Origin of the sequence: Gordonia sp. UBA7599, assembly GCA_002477755.1 — a bacterium.
Classification (GTDB): Bacteria; Actinomycetota; Actinomycetes; order Mycobacteriales; family Mycobacteriaceae; genus Gordonia.
The window spans coordinates 1-15,775 of record DLKD01000165.1; the positions used below are offsets into that span (position 1 = coordinate 1).

At 67.6% G+C, this 15,775-nt stretch carries 17 protein-coding genes and 1 pseudogene; 3 read left to right on the top strand and 15 right to left on the bottom strand.

Annotated features, from left to right (window positions below; all coding sequences use genetic code 11):
* From B4L26_RS18295 to pgsA, 5 genes and pseudogenes are all read right to left on the bottom strand, one after another.
* Positions 1-459: pseudogene (locus B4L26_RS18295) on the bottom strand (glycosyl transferase); the annotation flags it as partial.
* A 22-nt stretch (positions 460-481) separates the two neighbouring features.
* Positions 482-1,276 (bottom strand): PspA/IM30 family protein, encoded by a 795-nt coding sequence (locus tag B4L26_RS18300; RefSeq protein ID WP_290721255.1) that lies wholly within the window; start codon positions 1,274-1,276, stop codon positions 482-484.
* An 80-nt stretch (positions 1,277-1,356) separates the two neighbouring features.
* The gene (locus tag B4L26_RS18305) at positions 1,357-1,659 is read right to left on the bottom strand and encodes a helix-turn-helix domain-containing protein (protein WP_290721256.1); all 303 of its coding nucleotides are present in this window, start codon (positions 1,657-1,659) and stop codon (positions 1,357-1,359) included.
* Positions 1,659-2,180, bottom strand: coding sequence for a CinA family protein (locus B4L26_RS18310; protein WP_290721258.1), 522 nt, complete (start codon positions 2,178-2,180; stop codon positions 1,659-1,661). The genes B4L26_RS18305 and B4L26_RS18310 overlap by 1 nt, the downstream gene beginning before the upstream one ends.
* The gene (pgsA, locus tag B4L26_RS18315; protein ID WP_409563434.1) at positions 2,181-2,795 is read right to left on the bottom strand and encodes a CDP-diacylglycerol--glycerol-3-phosphate 3-phosphatidyltransferase; all 615 of its coding nucleotides are present in this window, start codon (positions 2,793-2,795) and stop codon (positions 2,181-2,183) included.
* Positions 2,796-2,850: 55 nt separating this feature from the next.
* On the opposite strand from pgsA, the gene B4L26_RS18320 reads away from it, so the two are divergent.
* On the top strand, positions 2,851-3,405 hold the full coding sequence (locus B4L26_RS18320; RefSeq protein ID WP_290721260.1) for an amino-acid N-acetyltransferase: 555 nt from the start codon (positions 2,851-2,853) through the stop codon (positions 3,403-3,405).
* Positions 3,406-3,626: 221 nt separating this feature from the next.
* On the opposite strand, the gene B4L26_RS18325 is transcribed toward B4L26_RS18320, so the two are convergent.
* The 5 genes from B4L26_RS18325 to thyX all read right to left on the bottom strand — a co-directional run bounded on the left by B4L26_RS18325 (position 3,627) and on the right by thyX (position 10,982).
* A complete protein-coding gene (locus tag B4L26_RS18325) occupies positions 3,627-4,595 on the bottom strand; it encodes a TerC family protein (RefSeq protein WP_290721285.1) in 969 nt (322 codons plus the stop codon).
* Between the two features lie 51 nt (positions 4,596-4,646).
* The gene (locus B4L26_RS18330) at positions 4,647-7,316 is read right to left on the bottom strand and encodes an FtsK/SpoIIIE family DNA translocase (RefSeq protein WP_290721263.1); all 2,670 of its coding nucleotides are present in this window, start codon (positions 7,314-7,316) and stop codon (positions 4,647-4,649) included.
* Between the two features lie 87 nt (positions 7,317-7,403).
* Complete coding sequence (locus B4L26_RS18335; RefSeq protein ID WP_290721265.1) at positions 7,404-9,335, bottom strand: ribonuclease J; 1,932 nt, start codon at positions 9,333-9,335, stop codon at positions 7,404-7,406.
* Positions 9,332-10,213 carry a 4-hydroxy-tetrahydrodipicolinate synthase gene (gene dapA, locus B4L26_RS18340; protein WP_290721267.1) on the bottom strand — a complete coding sequence of 294 codons (882 nt, stop codon included), beginning with the start codon at positions 10,211-10,213 and terminating at the stop codon, positions 9,332-9,334. Before dapA ends, B4L26_RS18335 begins: the two co-directional genes overlap by 4 nt.
* Before the next feature lie 19 nt (positions 10,214-10,232).
* Complete coding sequence (gene thyX, locus B4L26_RS18345; RefSeq protein ID WP_290721270.1) at positions 10,233-10,982, bottom strand: FAD-dependent thymidylate synthase; 750 nt, start codon at positions 10,980-10,982, stop codon at positions 10,233-10,235.
* 29 nt (positions 10,983-11,011) lie between these two features.
* Between thyX and B4L26_RS18350 the strand changes: the two genes are divergently transcribed.
* Entirely contained in the window at positions 11,012-11,803 is a 792-nt protein-coding gene (locus B4L26_RS18350) for a tyrosine-protein phosphatase (protein WP_290721273.1), read from the top strand.
* A 7-nt stretch (positions 11,804-11,810) separates the two neighbouring features.
* Here B4L26_RS18350 and B4L26_RS18355 read toward each other — a convergent pair whose 3' ends face one another.
* Positions 11,811-12,572, bottom strand: coding sequence for an HAD-IIB family hydrolase (locus tag B4L26_RS18355; RefSeq protein ID WP_290721275.1), 762 nt, complete (start codon positions 12,570-12,572; stop codon positions 11,811-11,813).
* Positions 12,573-12,658: 86 nt separating this feature from the next.
* Positions 12,659-13,231 (bottom strand): hypothetical protein, encoded by a 573-nt coding sequence (locus tag B4L26_RS18360; RefSeq protein WP_290721276.1) that lies wholly within the window; start codon positions 13,229-13,231, stop codon positions 12,659-12,661.
* A gap of 93 nt (positions 13,232-13,324) precedes the next feature.
* Between B4L26_RS18360 and B4L26_RS18365 the strand changes: the two genes are divergently transcribed.
* Entirely contained in the window at positions 13,325-13,864 is a 540-nt protein-coding gene (locus tag B4L26_RS18365; RefSeq protein WP_290721278.1) for a PadR family transcriptional regulator, read from the top strand.
* Here the strand turns inward: B4L26_RS18365 and B4L26_RS18370 are convergent.
* From B4L26_RS18370 to B4L26_RS18380, 3 genes are all read right to left on the bottom strand, one after another.
* Entirely contained in the window at positions 13,828-14,343 is a 516-nt protein-coding gene (locus tag B4L26_RS18370; RefSeq protein ID WP_290721287.1) for a dihydrofolate reductase, read from the bottom strand. The genes B4L26_RS18365 and B4L26_RS18370 overlap by 37 nt on opposite strands.
* A 20-nt stretch (positions 14,344-14,363) precedes the next feature.
* Positions 14,364-15,170: a thymidylate synthase gene (locus tag B4L26_RS18375; RefSeq protein ID WP_290721281.1), complete on the bottom strand. Its 807-nt coding sequence runs from the start codon at positions 15,168-15,170 to the stop codon at positions 14,364-14,366.
* Between the two features lie 198 nt (positions 15,171-15,368).
* On the bottom strand, positions 15,369-15,775 hold a 407-nt coding region (locus B4L26_RS18380; protein ID WP_290721283.1), incomplete at its 5' end, for an HNH endonuclease signature motif containing protein.

Here is a 15,775-nt window from a genome sequence, read left to right on the forward strand (position 1 = left end):
GGAGACGGCGCGTGCGCTCATCGCGCGCAGCGCCCGGTCGCGCAGTCGGCCGAGCACACCGCTCCCGGCGGGCAGGCCCATGCCGATCGGCGGTAGGCCGCGGGACTGGTCGTAGAGCGGGTGCGGGGAGAGTTCGAACCACGGGATACCGGCGAGCTCCGCGCCCCATGCACCGGCCAGGGTGATGACGTCGCCGACTACCGCGTCAAACCTGCCGGACAGCTCGGGTTCCAGCAAGACGGCCATCCGCGCCGCGCGGGTGCTCAGCTTGGCGCCGGCGTCGCCGTCATCGTCGTCGGCAACAGCCGCCAGTCCCGGGAGCTCCGCGAACGCCACCGAACCCAGATCGGCGTCGGACCACCGCTTCCCCGTGAAGACGGTTGCCGTGTGACCGGCGTCGACGAGTCGGGTTGCCAAGGCGAACACCGGAAAGGCGTGGCCGGCTTCATCGCCGGCCACGAGGGCCACCCGCACGGACTGGTCAGTCCTGCGCGGGATCGGCCTGCGGCTTCTTCTTCTCCAACGACGGCGAGGTCGTCGACTCGCCCTTGGGCAGCTCGCCCATGCTGGCCCGGATCTGCTCGAGGCGGGCATGGCCGGCGAGCTTGGTGCTCGACGCCTCCACCTCGGCCATCCGGCCCGAAACGGAGTTGCGTGCGAGTTCGGCCGAGCCCAGCGCATTGGCGTAGCGCTGCTCGATCTTCTCCCGGACCTGGTCGAGGCTCGGGGTGTTGCCGGGCACGCTCAGCTCGCTCATCTGCTGCAGCGAGGCGCTGACCTGCTCCTGCATCTTCGCCTGCTCCAGCTGCGTGAGCAGCTTGGAGCGCTCGGCGAGCTTCTGCTGCAGCATCATCGCGTTGCGCTCGACCGCGGTCTTGGCCTCAGCCGCCGAGTGCAGCGACTGGTCGTGCAGCGTCTTGAGGTCCTCCACCGACTGCTCGGCGGTGACCAGCTGGGCGGCGAACGCCTCGGCGGCATTGGTGTATTCGGTGGCCTTGGGAGTGTCGCCGGCGGCGGTCGCCTGGTCGGCGAGGGTCAGGGCCTGGCGCACGTTGGACTGCAGGCGCTCGACATCCTCGAGCTGACGGTTGAGCTTCATCTCCAGCTGGCGCTGGTTGCCGATCACGGCGGCGGCCTGCTGCGACAACGCCTGGTGCTGGCGCTGCGCATCCTCGATCGCCTGCTGGATCTGGATCTTGGGATCAGCCTTGTCGTCGATCGTGGCGTTGCCCCAAGCCTTCATGTAGTTCCACAGCTTCACGAACGGGTTGGCCATCTCTTCGTACTCTTTCGTCTCGGGGTGCGCCGCGCGGTCGTCCGCGTGCGGGAATGACTCAAATCTAACGTGCCGCGCGCCTAAGCGGCAGCGAGCCGGTCGGAATGTGCACGCGGCGCGGCGGCCACGACAACCGGTGCCACGCCGCGCAGGGCCGTTCCCGCATCGATGAGCAGGTCGGCGAGCTCGATGTCGAGGGCATCGCAGATAGCGGCGAGGAGCTCACTCGACGCCTCTTTCTGCCCGCGTTCGACCTCCGACAGGTAGCCCAGGGAGACCCTGGCGGCCGTGGAGATCTCACGGAGCGTGCGGCGCTGCTCGGTCCGGGCCTGACGCAGACCCGAGCCGAGCGCCTCCCGCAGTAGCACGCCTTGCTCTGCCATCACGCCTCCTTCGTCACGCGGTCCGCGTGCACCATCGTCAACAATTCCTGCAGTGCCCGCCTCGCCGAGGTTAGTCGAATTTCCCATCGGGTGCCGCTCAGCTGCCAGGCCTGCGCGACGGTTTCGTCGGCCAGGGACCGTCGGCGGGCAATGCCGCAGAACACCGTCCCCGGCGCATGCCCGTCCTGCGGGTCCGGACCGGCGACACCTGTCAGTGAAACACCCCAATCGGCGTCGGCATTCCGCGCGACGGCCAGAGCCAGGGCCCGCGCCGTCCGCGCCGCGACCGGCCCGTCGGTGGCGAGGGCGTCGGGGTCGACACCTCCCAGCGTCGACTTCAGGTCGGTCGCGTAGACCACGACGCCGCCCCGCAGGACCGTGCTCGCACCGGGCACGCCGGCGATCGTGGCGGACAGCAGACCGGCGGTCAGGGATTCGGCAGTGGCGACGGTCTGGCCACCCTCGCGCAGCGCATCGACGAGCGCCTGTGCCGCCGAGTCGGCGACGAGCGGATCCGTCATCTACTCGGCCGCCCGGCGCCGCAGTGCCAGAGCCTGGTAGACGTACTCGACGCCGGTGACGACCGTGACGACCACAGCAGCGGCCATCACGATGTGGGCGGCCCACTGCCACGGGTCCGGCAGCGGGATCAGGTACAGCCCGATCGCCACCGCCTGGAGCAATGTCTTCAGCTTCCCGCCGCGACTGGCCGGGATGACGCCGTGACGCAGCACCCAGAACCGCAAGAGGGTCACGCCGACCTCGCGCACGATGATGATCGCGGTGACCCACCACGACAGGCCCCCCAGGATCGACAAGCCGATCAGCGCGGCGCCGATCAGCGCCTTGTCAGCGATCGGGTCGGCGATCTTGCCGAAGTCGGTGACCAGCCCGTACTTCCGCGCGATCCGACCGTCGAGCTGATCGGTGACTGCCGCGATGACGAACACGGCGAATGCCGCCCACCGCCACGGCGCGGAGTCACCATCGTCGACGAACAGGACGACGACGAAAACCGGGACCAGCAGCAGTCGGACGACGGTCAGCGCGTTGGCGAGGTTCCACACCGACGGTGGCGCGGGCACGGCGGCAGGGGCATCCTGGCGCGCCGCCGAGTCGTCTTCGCGAGTCTCCACGGACTCAGACTAGCTGCCCCGCCCACGGCCACCGCAGAGGCTACGCTGTTCTCCCATGACCCCCGCTTCCGATTTGTCTGCACCGGTGATCCGGCCCGCCCGGACATCGGATGTGCCGCGCATCAAAGAACTGATCGACGTGTACGCGGGCAAGATCCTGCTGGAGAAGAATCTCGTCACCCTCTACGAGGCCGTACAGGAGTTCTGGGTAGCACAGCTCCCCGACGACGAGGGTGGCGCCGTCGTCGGCTGCGGCGCCCTGCACGTGCTGTGGGACGACCTCGGCGAGGTCCGCACCGTCGCCGTCGATCCGGCACACGCCGGGCGCGGAATCGGCCACCTCGTCGTGGCCCGACTGATGGCGCAGGCACGACTGCTCGAACTGAGCCGGGTCTTCGTGTTGACCTTCGAGACCGCGTTCTTCGGCCGCCACGGCTTCGTCGAGATCGAGGGCACGCCGGTCACCCGCGAGGTGTATGAGGAGATGTGCCGCTCCTATGACACCGGTGTCGCCGAGTTCCTCGACCTGTCCTACGTGAAGCCGAACACCCTGGGCAATTCGCGCATGCTGGCGATCCTCGACGAGAGCCACGACCGGCCCGCCCGCTAAGCGATCGCTACAACCGCCGGGCCGCCCGGAGGATCTTGGCGAACGGCAATCCGGCCGCGAGGCCTTGTCGCAAGTTCGGCCCCAGAGGGCTGACGTCGGACAGAACGCTATAACTGACGATCGGGCAACAACGCATTCAGATGATCGAGTACCCATGGCCGACCTCCCCGCGCGCCCGACAGCCTGGCCTACTCAGCCTGGCTGCCGAGAATACGCGCAGGTCATCGCGTGCGGGACCGATACGAAGAATGCACCAGGCTCGCGACGGTCGTGACGACCAGCGTCACCCCGATGACGGCCAGCGACAGCCCCGTCGAGATCTCGGGCACCGAGACGTGCTCGCCCCCGTTGATGAACCCGAGCGAGTTCTCGTGCAACGCGTGCAGGACGAGCTTCACACCGATGAACGCCAAGATGAACGACAGCCCGTACGAGAGGAACACCAGCTTGTCGAGCAGTCCGCCGATCAAGAAGAAGAGCTGTCGCAGGCCCATCAGCGCAAACGCGTTCGCCGCGAACACCAGATACGGCTCCTGGGTGAGGCCGTAGATCGCCGGGATCGAGTCGAAGGCGAACAGCAGGTCGGTGAACCCGATGACGATCAACACCAGCAGCAGCGGGGTCGCCATGCGCCGGCCGTCGACGCGGGTGAACAGCTTGTCCCCGTCGTAGTCCTCCGACGTGCGCAGATGCCGCTTGGCGAACCGTTCGATGCGGCCCTCCTTGGCCGGCTCGTCACTCTCGCGCAGCATGTTGATCGCCGTCAGGATCAGGATTACGCCGAAGAGGTAGAACACCCAGCTGTAGCGGGCGATCGCCGCGGCACCGGCGGCGATGAAGACACCGCGCATGACCAGTGCCATCACGATGCCGAGCAGCAGCACTTTCTGCTGGTAGACGCGGGGTACGGCGAACTTCGCCATGATGACGACGAAGACGAAGAGGTTGTCGACCGACAGCGCCTTCTCCGTGACGTAACCGGCGAAGTACTCGCCGGCGAACGTGCCGCCCCAACGCCACCACACGAAACACCCGAACACGACGGCGATTGCGATGTAGACCGTCGACCAGAAGCCCGATTCGCGCAGCGTGGGCTCGTGCGGCACGCGCACGTGGGCGAAAAAGTCGAAGACGAACAGGCCCAGGATCACCGCGCAGGTGAGAACCCAGGTGAGTAGCGAGATATCCAGGGCTACTCCTCCTCAGCGCTCAGTGCCCGTTTCGCACCGATTCTACCGGCCTCACTCACCCGGCCCGATGGAGGCGATCACACCAGCCAGGTCCTCGGGCTTGACCAGGACCTCGCGGGCCTTCGACCCCTCCGACGGTCCGACGATGCCGCGCGTCTCCATCAGGTCCATCAAGCGGCCGGCCTTGGCGAACCCGACGCGCAGCTTGCGCTGAAGCATCGACGTGGAGCCGAACTGGCTGCTGACGACCAGTTCGATGGCGGCCAACAAGTCGTCGAGGTCGCCGCCGATGTCAGCGTCGATCTCCTTCTTGTCGCCGGCCTTCGCCTCGGTGATGCCCTCGATGAACTCGGGCTGCGCCTGGTTCTTGGTGAATTCGACGACGGCGCTGATCTCCTCGTCGGTGATGTATGCACCCTGCAGGCGGACGGGCTTGCTGGCGCCCATCGGCAGGAACAGTCCGTCGCCCATGCCGATGAGCTTCTCCGCGCCCGGCTGGTCGAGGATGACGCGCGAGTCGGTCAGCGACGAGGTGGCGAATGCCAGCCGCGACGGCACGTTTGTCTTGATCAGGCCGGTGACGACGTCAACCGAGGGGCGCTGAGTCGCGAGCACCAGGTGGATGCCCGCGGCGCGCGCCTTCTGCGTGATGCGGACGATGGCATCCTCGACGTCGCGGGGGGCGGTCATCATCAGGTCCGCCAACTCGTCGACGATGGCGACGATGTACGGGTACGGCTTGTACACGCGCTCGCTGCCCGGCGGGGTCGTGATTGCACCGGATCGGACCTTGGCGTTGAAGTCGTCGACGTGGCGCACGCGGCTGGCCTTCATGTCCTGGTAGCGCTGCTCCATCTCCTCCACCAACCAGGCCAGCGCTGCCGCGGCCTTCTTCGGTTGGGTGATGATCTCGGTGAGCAGGTGCGGGATGCCCTCGTACGGCGTGAGCTCGACCATCTTCGGGTCGATGAGGATCAGCCGCACGTCCTCCGGCGTCGCCCGCGCCAACAGCGACACCAGCATCGAGTTGACGAAGCTGGACTTGCCCGAGCCGGTGGAACCGGCCACCAGCAGGTGCGGCATCTTCGTCAGGTCGGCGGTGACGAAGTCACCTTCGATGTCCTTGCCCAGGCCGATGACCAGCGGGTTCTTGTCCTTGCGCGTGCTCGGCGCCTTGAGGACGTCGGCCAGGCGGACCATCTCACGGTCGGCGTTGGGCACCTCGATGCCCACGGCGGACTTGCCCGGGATCGGGGCCAACAGCCGCACGTTGTCGGTGGCCGCAGCGTAGGCGATGTTGCGCTGCAGCGCGGTGATCTTCTCGACCTTCACGCCCAGGCCGAGTTCGACCTCGTAGCGCGTCACCGTCGGACCGCGGGTGTACCCGGTCACCGTCGCGTCGATCTTGAACTGTTCCAGCACGCCGGTGATCCGGTCGATCATCTCGTCGTTGGCCCGGCTGCCCCGCTTGGGCGGGTCGCCGTCGATGAGCAGCTTCGCCGGTGGCAGCCGGTAGGCGCGTTGGCGCGGTGCGGGCCGCGTGGGCGCCGCGCTCGGCCCACTGGTCATCGGCGGCGCAGGAATGGCTCCGATCGGCTGGGTGATCTCGTCGGCGATCGGCATCGTCGGCTGATCGTCGAGCGGGTAGTTGTCGTGCGGTGTCGGCGCACGTCGCGGCGGCGTCCACCGGGGCACCTCCAACTCATCGTCGACGACCTCGTCGTCCCACGGTGCCGGGACGGCCACGGGCGTCTCGGAGTCGTAGTCGTCGTAGGCGTAGTCGTCGGCGCCACCGTTGTCGTCGTACTCCTCGTACTCGTCGTACTCGTCGTAGTCCTCGTACTCGTCGTCGGCGAAGTCATCGGCACCAACGACTCCGTACTGGCCGACATCGGTACCCAGTCCGAGGTAACCGCGCACACCGTCGACGATTTCGCGTGCCGAGCGACGGCTCATCATGATTGCGCCGCCGATGCCGATCAGCACCAGCGCCGGGACCGTGAGCCACACGCTGATACCGCTGGCCAGGGGCGTTCCGACGACGTAGCCGAGGAAGCCGGCGGCCCGAGTGCGGCCGTCCAAGTCGACGGGCTGCCCGGCGAGCAGGTGGATCAGGCCGAGAACCGCGAGCACCACGAAGAGTGCGCCCACGGCGATCCGGGGGCGGCGCACGGCGTCAGCCGGGGTGCGCATGAGGACCATCGCCGCGGCGAACAACAACACCGGCACGACGTAGGCCCCGATACCGATGGCCGCGCCGACCAACGTGTGGATGAACGGCCCGATCGGTTCGGCGGCTTCGAACCAGACGAACGCCACGAGTGCGGCAGCCGCGACCAGCAGGATCAGGGCGATCGAATCGCGACGGCGATCCGGCTTCGCTTGCGGCTGCTCACCGTACACATCGGGATCGTCGACGGCCTCGTACGAGCTGCCGATGCGAGCCACCGAGCCCACGCCGCGGGCCGCGAGACCCCACACCGCGGCGATACCGCTGCCGACCCGCGCGCCCGCGGTCGGGCGATGCAGATCGCGCGAGGCATTCGCGGCGCGGGTGTTTGCCGCGGGACGGCGGGTTCCGGTGCCCCGGGAGGGCGCCTTGCGTGCCGGTGCCTTACGGGCCTGCGGCTTACGAGCAGGGGCTTTACCGGACGCAGTGGCGCGGGACGGCGCCTTGCTGGACGAACGCGTGGTCGACCGACTGGGTGCTTTCGAAGCCATGAGAGGAAGCTTAACGTTCCCAGTCACACCAATCACACCCGTAACACGGGTAACTGGCGAGCTGTGTCAGATTTGTGACTTCGTCGGCTATTCGACTTCGAGGACCGTCGGCACGATCATCGGCCGACGGCGGTACTTCTCGGCGACCCAGCGGCCGACGACGCGACGGATCGACTGCGCGATCGCGTGGGCGTCGGTGACCCCCTCGTCGGCGAGCATGTCGAAGGCCTTGTCGACGACGTCCGCGGCCTCCTTGAGGGCATCGGGGTCGTCGGAGAAGCCGCGGCCGGACACCTCGGCCGTGGAGACCGGCTTGCCGGTGGTCGCATCAACGGCGACGGTAATGGCGATGAACCCGCCCTCCCCCAGGACGAGGCGCTCCGAGAGCGTCGACTCGCCCACGTCGCCGACCGACAGCCCGTCGACGTAGACGTGCCCGACGGGAACCCGCCCGACGATGCTCGCCAACCCGTCGACCAGGTCGACGACGACACCGTCCTCGGCGAGCACGATCCGCTCCGGATCGACGCCCGTTGCCTCGGCGAGCGCCGCATTCGCGCGCAGGTGCCGCCACTCGCCGTGGACGGGCATCGCGTTGGTCGGGCGCACCGCGTTGTAGAGGTAGAGCAACTCGCCGGCCGAGGCATGGCCGGAGACGTGCACCTTCGCACTCTGCTGCGTGATGACCTTCGCCCCGCGCCGAACCAGACCGTTGACGACGGCGAACACCGAGTTCTCGTTGCCCGGGATCAGCGACGACGCGAGGACCACCAGGTCGTTGGCACGGATGTTGATCTGCCGGTGCTCGCCGCGCGCCATCCGTGACAGCGCCGAAAGCGGCTCGCCCTGCGACCCGGTGGAGATGAGCACCAGCCGGTCGTCGGGCAGCGAAGCCGCAGTGTCGATGTCGACGATCACGCCGTCGGGCACCGACAGGTAGCCCAGATCCTGGGCGATCTGCATGTTGCGGATCATCGACCGGCCGACGAAGCAGACGCGGCGATTGTGGGCGTGTGCGACGTCGACGATCTGTTGGATCCGGTGCACGTGGCTGGCGAACGACGCGACGATGACACGCTGGCGCGCCTGCCCGATCACCTGGTCGAGGACGACGCCGATCTCGCGCTCGGGCGTCACGAAGCCGGGGACCTCGGCGTTGGTGGAGTCGACGAGGAAGAGGTCGACGCCTTCGTCACCGAGGCGGCTGAACCCGGCGAGGTCGGTCAGGCGACCGTCGAGCGGCAGTTGGTCGAGCTTGATGTCGCCGGTGTGCAGCGCCAGACCCGCGGGCGTCTGGATCGCGACGGCGATCGCGTCGGGAATCGAGTGGTTGACCGCGAAGTACTCGCAGACGAAGGGCCCGTGCTTCGTGTGCTGACCCTCGGTCACCTCCATGAGCTTGGGCCGCTGCCGGTGCTCCCGGCACTTCGCCTCCACCAACGCCAGGGTGAATCGCGATCCCACGACCGGGATGTCGCCGCGCAGGCGCAGCAGGAACGGGACCGCGCCGATGTGGTCCTCGTGGCCGTGGGTGAGGATGACGGCCGCCACGTCGTCCATCCGGTCCTCGATGTAGCGGAAGTCCGGGAGGATCAGATCGACGCCGGGCTGGGCATCTTCGGGGAACAGCACGCCGCAGTCGACGATGAGCAGCTGACCGTCGTACTCGAAGACCGTCATATTGCGGCCGATCTCGCCGATGCCACCCAGGGCGACGACCCGCAAGCCGCCGCGGGGGAGCTTCGGAGGCGGACCCAGCCGATCGACGGGCAGCGCCACAGCCGAGGACGAGGACGAACTCGACGACCCCTTCTTCTTGTTCTTGTTGTTCTTGTTCTTGCGGCGTTTCGACGCTTCCGACGCGCCCGACGGCTCGGCTGCGGTACGGGACTCCTCGAGCACGGCCACCTCGACTGGGACCTCGACGACCTCGGGCGTCGGTACCGGCGGTGCGGCAGGAGGACCGGCCTGACGGCTGGCGCTGCGACGTCGGCGGCGCTCGGTCGGCTGGTCGGTCATACGAGCCCGGCTTCGCGCAGGTCGACGAGCAGCGCCTCGATCTGCGGTCCGTCGGCGGATACCTGCGGCAGGCGCGGATCGCCGACGTCGAGACCGAGGATGCGCAGCGACGCCTTCACCATGGTCACGCCGCCCAGTCGGCCCATCGCGCGGTACAGCGGGACCATCGAGAGGTTGAGGTCGCGGGCCTTGTCCAGGTCGCCGTTGCCGACGGCGAGATGCATGTCGCGCAGTCGGTCGGCCACCAGGTGACCGATGACACTGACACAGCCGACCGCGCCGACGGCGAACCACGGCAGGTTCAGCCCGTCATCACCGGAGTAGTAGTCCAGGCCGGTGGCGGCGATCATCTCCGCCCCGGCCGTCAGGTCGCCCTTCGCATCCTTGACCGCGACGATGTTGGGGTGCTCGGCGAGGCGGAGCATCGTCTCGTCGGCGACGTCCACCACCGAGCGCGGCGGGATGTCGTAGACCATCACCGGCAGGTCGGTGCCGTCGGCGACGGCGGTGAAGTGCGCCAACAGGCCCGCCTGCGGCGGCTTGGAGTAGTACGGCGTGACGACGAGGAGTCCGTCCGCGCCCGCCTTCTGGGCGTCTTGGGCGAACTCGACGCTCTCGGCGGTGTCGTAGGTGCCGACGCCGGCGACCAGCTTGACGCGCCCGCCCACCGCATCGCGCACCGCACCGAAGACCTCGAGCTTCTCGGCCGGCTGGGTCGTCGGCGACTCACCGGTCGTACCTGCCAGGACCAGGCAGTCGACGCCCTTGTCGGCGAGGTGCACGCCCAACTCTGCCGCCTTGTCCAGGTCGAGTGAACCGTCGGGGGCGAACGGGGTCACCATGGCCACGCCGATCGTGCCGAAATCACCTGCGCTCATAGCCTGTAAGGCTACCCGTTCAGCCCTCCAGGACGTACGGCGAGGTGGCCACCTCGCTGCCGTCGGGAAGGGCCGATATCTCGAAGTCTCCGAACACCGTCGGCGCGAGCTCGGTGAGCTGGCGCAAACACTCGACGGCCAGCTGGCGGATCTCGACGTCGGCGTGTTCGGTGGCGCGCATACCGATGAAGTGACGCCACGCCCGATAGTTGCCGGTGACGACGATTCGCGTCTCCGTCGCGTTGGGCAGCACCGCGCGTGCGGCCTGCCTCGCTTGCTTGCGCCGCAGGATGGCGTTGGGCACGTCGGCGAACTTCGCCTCCAGGCGCGAGAGCAGTTCGGTGTAGGCCGCCCGACTCGCATCAGTCGCCTCGACGAAGAGTTGCTCGAGTTCGGCGTCGCCGCGGATCGCCGGCGGGGCGACGACACTGGAGTCGTGCTCGGGGACGAACCGCTGCGACAGTTGCGAGTACGAGAAGTGCCGGTGCCGGATCAGCTCGTGGGTGCACGACCGCGAGATGCCGGTGATGTAGAAGGTCGCCGTCGCGTGCTCGAACAACGACGTGTGGCCGACCTCGAGGACATGCCGCAAATACCCGGCGTTGGTCGCGGTGCGCGGATTGGGCTTGTCCCAGCTCTCATAGCAGGCGCGTCCCGCGAACTCGATGAGCGCCTCACCGCCGTCGGCGTCAGTGGTCCACGGAACGTCGGGAGCCGTGAAATGCGTCGATGCGACGAGCCGCACCTTCAATGAAACGAGTTCGGACACCTCACCAGCCTAGGGTCTATCGTCAGGGAATGCGGACACCACCTCGACTCCTCGCCACCCTGCTTCTCGCTTCGGCTCTTGTCGTCCCAGGGCTCGTCGGACCGTCGGCCGCGACGGCAGCACCCGCCCCGGCGGCACCCGCGGTCAAGCCCGACCCGCGGCACATCGAGCTCACCGGCACCAAGAACACGCGCGACTTCGCGACCTACCGGACCGTCGACGGTCACGCGCTGAACTTGAAGGTGATCCGCAGCGACAACCTGTCGAAGCTGACGCCCGCCGACCAGCGCAAGCTCGCCGGCCTCGGGTTGGCCACCGTGGTAGACCTGCGCACCGACATCGAGCGGGCCCTGCAGCCCGACCGGCCCGTCCCCGGTGCACGGCACTACGACGCCAATGTCTTCGGACAAGCCGCGGCGAACGCATTCGACCTGCCCGCGGCCTACCGGATGTTCGTCTCCGACCCCCATGCGCGCGCCGAGTTCGCCAGAACGCTGCGCCTGGTGTCGGCGACTCTCGCGCAGGGCCGCGCGGTGTTGTTCCACTGCACCGCCGGTAAGGACCGGACCGGCTGGACGGCGGCGATGCTGCTGACGATCGCCGGAGTCGACCGCGCCACCGTTGACCGCGACTACCTGGCGTCGAACAAGTTCCTCCACGCCACGCCTGGCACCCTCGAGGGAGTGAACCTCGCGTGGCTGCAGGCCTCGTTCGCCACGGCCGACAAACTGTTCGGGAGCTTCGACGGCTACCTGCGCAACGGCTTGCACCTGTCCCCCGCCGAGATCGCGACGCTGCGCTCGCAGCTGCGCGTCGGCTGACTCAGGCTCAGGCCAGCAGTTCGCGCAGCCGGGCCGCGGTGTCTTCGTGTCCGTGCACGGCGACGGAGTCGATGCCCAGGTCGGCGACCGGCCGGTCGTTGCCGCCCTCGTCGAGGCGATCACCGTAGAACAGGATGTCGCCGATCTGCAGGCCCAGGATCTCCATGAGCCGGCGCGCCCCGTAGGCCTTGTCGATGCCCTTGCGAGTGATATCGACCGACGTCGAGCCGCCGCTGCGGACCTCCAGGTCCGGTAGGCGCTGCGCCGCATAGGCCCGCAGGGCCTCCTTCTTGCGACCGTCGGGATCCCATACCGCCTTGGCCTCAAGCGGGGCTCGCTGGCCCAGTGCACTGAAAGTGATCTGGCTGCCGCGGTCCTCGAGGATCGGGCCCCACGGGTCCGACTCCCAGAGGTCGAGTTCCCGCGCACCCTCTTCGACGACGGTCAGCGCGCGCTGCTTCTGGTCATCGGTGAGGTCATCCTTGTAGACGGTCTCCCACTCACCTTCGGTGAAGCGCATGTAGTGGGTGCCGCACGTCGGCATGAGGTGCAGCCCGGCCAAGCCGTCGAAGTCTCCGATGCGGTCGAGCACCTGGTTGCGGAACTGGCTCTCGTTGCCGCCGGAGATGATGCACACCGACGCCTCGCCGAGGAGTCGGCGCATCAGGTCGACCATCTCGTCGGTCAGCGGGCTCTTCGACGCGGCGAGCGTGTCGTCAAGGTCGAACATCACCAGTTGGTAGGACTTTCCGTCCGCCGAAACCGCCACGCGCCACCCATCCTCGTCGTCTGCCGGACAGGGAATTTCCTGCCAATTGACCGCGTCTACTCTGTCACGCGGTCGGCCGTGACAGGTCAGGAACCCTGCTGCAGGGCGTCGTCGTCGGCGTCGGGACGCTCTTTGTACCAGTTGGTGAAGCTGATCGGGAGGATGAAGCCGAGAGCCTGGGCGATGCCGTCGGCGACGTCGCCGAGGTCCTTGCGATAGATGACCCAGACCACGATCGCCGTCGCCGTGAAGGCCACCGCCCACACCGAGGTGAGAACACGGTTGATGTGGCGGAACTTGTCCGATCCCCAGTACTCCTGCGGCACTTCGCGTTTCGCGATCCCCTCGGTGAAGGGCTTACCGATCGCCAGCGACACCCACGCCGTGAGCGCCAGCCAGCCGAAGGACAGCACGCTGTCGTACTTGTGGAAAGTCGCACTGTCGGTCGCGAACCCGACGATCGCGACGACCGCGAAGAACACCACCGCGCTGATCTCGAGGATCTGGGCGTCGGGCTTCACGCCGCGGCGGCGGTCGTCGAGAATCAGAAGGATGCCCGCAGCGACCGCGGCGACCGCAGCCCACCGCCAGGCATCATCGCTGAAACCGGATACGACGGCGTAGATGATCCAGGGTGCAAACCCGCGCAAGACGGTCAAAGCCGCTCCTCGTTCCAGAGACATTCCAGTTGTGACATGTCGAGGCTAGAATCATGTCTATCGACTGTCAACGATGCGCTCGACGGGGGTGAGATGAGTCTTCGGCATGCGTTGCTCGGCCTGCTCGACGACGACCAGCCCGCCAGCGGTTACGAGTTGCTGAAGGTGTTCGACTCCTCCTTGGCCAACGCGTGGCCGGCGACGCAGAGCCAGGTGTACAGCGAGCTCAACAGACTCGCCGACGAGGGCCTGATCACGGTGTCGGCGCTCGGTCCGCGAGGACGCAAGGACTACGCGATCACCGTCGACGGGAAGCGGGCGCTGCGCGACTGGTTGGCCGCTCCCCCGGTGGACAAGCCCGTGCGTTCCGACATGCTGCTGCGCGTGTTCTTCCTCAATTCGATACCCGTCGACCAGGCCCGGGAGCTCTTCGCCGCACGCTGCGAGCGAGTCAGGGCCGAGCAGGAGCGGCTGCGCGAGATCGCCGTGGCCATCTCCGGCAACGGCGACCCCATCTCTATCGATGGGCGGATCGCATTGGAGTTCGGTCTGCGTAAAGCGCAGATGGAACTCGAATGGGCCGAATGGGCGATCGATCAGCTCAATGCGTCAGCCGTGGTGTGGCGGCGGTAGTCGACGAACCGGTAGCCGATCCCGGTGCGTGACGTGTGGTGCTCCCCTGTGGCGACGGCTTCCCATTCGGGTCCGATCGGTGGCGCGAATGCATCCGCCCCGTCGACGTCGACGTCGATCTCGGTGATCGTCAACTCGGTGGCGCGCGGCATCATCGCGCGATAGATCTCGGCGCCGCCGATGACCGAGACCGGCTCACCGTCAGCGAGTACGAGCGCGTCGTCGACGCTGCGCGCCCGGACTGCGCCGTCGGCCGACCAGCCGTCGTCGCGGGTGACGACGATGTTGACCCGGCCGGGCAGAGGGCGGAACCGTGCCGGCAGCGAGTCCCACGTCTTGCGCCCCATGATCACCGGGTAGCCGATCGTCAGCTCCTTGAAACGCGCCATGTCTTCGGGCACGTGCCACGGAATCGTGTTGTCCCGGCCGATGGCACCGTCGTGGCCCTGGGCCCATACGAGCCTGACCCGGGTCGGCATCGCGACCCATGCCAGATCGCTCACACCGCTACCGGGGCCTTGATCGCCGCGTGCGACTGGTAGTCGAGCACCTCGACATCCTCGTATTCGTAGGCGTCGATAGAGTCCCGGTGCCGTAAGCGCAGCGTCGGGTACGGATACGGGTCGCGCGAGAGTTGTTCGGTGACCTGTTCGACGTGGTTGTCGTACACGTGGCAGTCGCCGCCAGTCCAAATGAAGTCGCCGACTTCGAGCCCGGCCTGCTGGGCCATCATGTGCGTGAGCAGCGCGTACGAAGCGATGTTGAACGGGACGCCCAGGAAAAGGTCGGCGCTGCGCTGGTACAGCTGGCACGAAAGCTTCCCGTCGGCGACGTAGAACTGGAAGAACGCGTGGCACGGCGGCAGCGCCATCTGCGGGATCTCCCCCACGTTCCACGCTGAGACGATGTTGCGACGCGAGTCGGGATTGCACTTCAGCATCTCGATGGCGCCGGCGATCTGGTCGACGTGGCCGCCCGACGGTGTCGGCCACGACCGCCATTGGACGCCGTAGACCGGGCCCAGGTCACCGTTCGCGTCGGCCCACTCGTCCCAGATTGTCACGCCGTGGTCCTGCAGCCAGCGCACGTTGGAATCGCCGCGCAGGAACCAGAGGAGTTCGTACACGATCGACTTCAGGTGGACCTTCTTCGTCGTGATGAGTGGGAAGCCCTCACTGAGGTCGTAGCGCAGCTGAGCTCCGAACACACTGCGCGTTCCAGTGCCGGTGCGGTCAGCCTTGGGAGTGCCGTCGGCCATGACGCGGCGCAGCAGGTCCTCGTACGGCGTGGGGATGGACGCGCTCATGTCTCGAGTCTATCGAGCGGCTTAACGCCCGGGCTGCAGGCGAGGACCCCATGTCGGGCGGTGTGGTCGGGGCGGGTCACGTGTCGCGCACGGCGGACCGGTCCCGACCGAGGCCTGTTTCTCTGTTCTGTTCGCACCGTGGCCGTTAGTACTCAGGCGACGGCAGGGTAGCGGGACGGGGGTCGGGGTGCCTGGTGTTCAGGCGGCGGCGGTGTCGGCCATAGTCAGGGTTCGGCGGTGGTGACTACGCATCCAACCGGTTTCCCCGGTCTTGTCCGGTGGTTGGAACCACGGATGACGGTCAAATCCGATGCGCACCTTCCACCCTTGGGTGTGGATCGCCCCGTGATGATGTCGCGGACACAACAACACCAGGTTCTCCACCACCGTCTGCCCACCGTGGGCCCACTCCACAATGTGATGGGCCTCAGTCTGGCCGGCCGGACGTCCACACCCGGGAAACGCACACCCCCGATCACGGGCGATCAACGCCATCCGCACCGCACCCGTCGCGAGGCGTTCATGCCGCTTGACATACAGGGGCACCGAATCGCGGGTGAGCAGGGCGGCGACCTCGATATCACCGCAACAGATCTCGTGCGCCA

Coding starts and splice junctions, on each gene's coding strand:
- B4L26_RS18300 (WP_290721255.1), bottom strand. CDS start 1,276: ATGGCCAACCCGTTCGTGAAGCTGTGGAACTACATGAAGGCTTGGGGC.
- B4L26_RS18305 (WP_290721256.1), bottom strand. CDS start 1,659: ATGGCAGAGCAAGGCGTGCTACTGCGGGAGGCGCTCGGCTCGGGTCTG.
- B4L26_RS18310 (WP_290721258.1), bottom strand. CDS start 2,180: ATGACGGATCCGCTCGTCGCCGACTCGGCGGCACAGGCGCTCGTCGAT.
- B4L26_RS18320 (WP_290721260.1), top strand. CDS start 2,851: ATGACCCCCGCTTCCGATTTGTCTGCACCGGTGATCCGGCCCGCCCGG.
- B4L26_RS18330 (WP_290721263.1), bottom strand. CDS start 7,316: ATGGCTTCGAAAGCACCCAGTCGGTCGACCACGCGTTCGTCCAGCAAG.
- B4L26_RS18335 (WP_290721265.1), bottom strand. CDS start 9,335: ATGACCGACCAGCCGACCGAGCGCCGCCGACGTCGCAGCGCCAGCCGT.
- dapA (WP_290721267.1), bottom strand. CDS start 10,213: ATGAGCGCAGGTGATTTCGGCACGATCGGCGTGGCCATGGTGACCCCG.
- B4L26_RS18350 (WP_290721273.1), top strand. CDS start 11,012: ATGCGGACACCACCTCGACTCCTCGCCACCCTGCTTCTCGCTTCGGCT.
- B4L26_RS18365 (WP_290721278.1), top strand. CDS start 13,325: ATGAGTCTTCGGCATGCGTTGCTCGGCCTGCTCGACGACGACCAGCCC.
- B4L26_RS18370 (WP_290721287.1), bottom strand. CDS start 14,343: ATGCCGACCCGGGTCAGGCTCGTATGGGCCCAGGGCCACGACGGTGCC.
- B4L26_RS18375 (WP_290721281.1), bottom strand. CDS start 15,170: ATGAGCGCGTCCATCCCCACGCCGTACGAGGACCTGCTGCGCCGCGTC.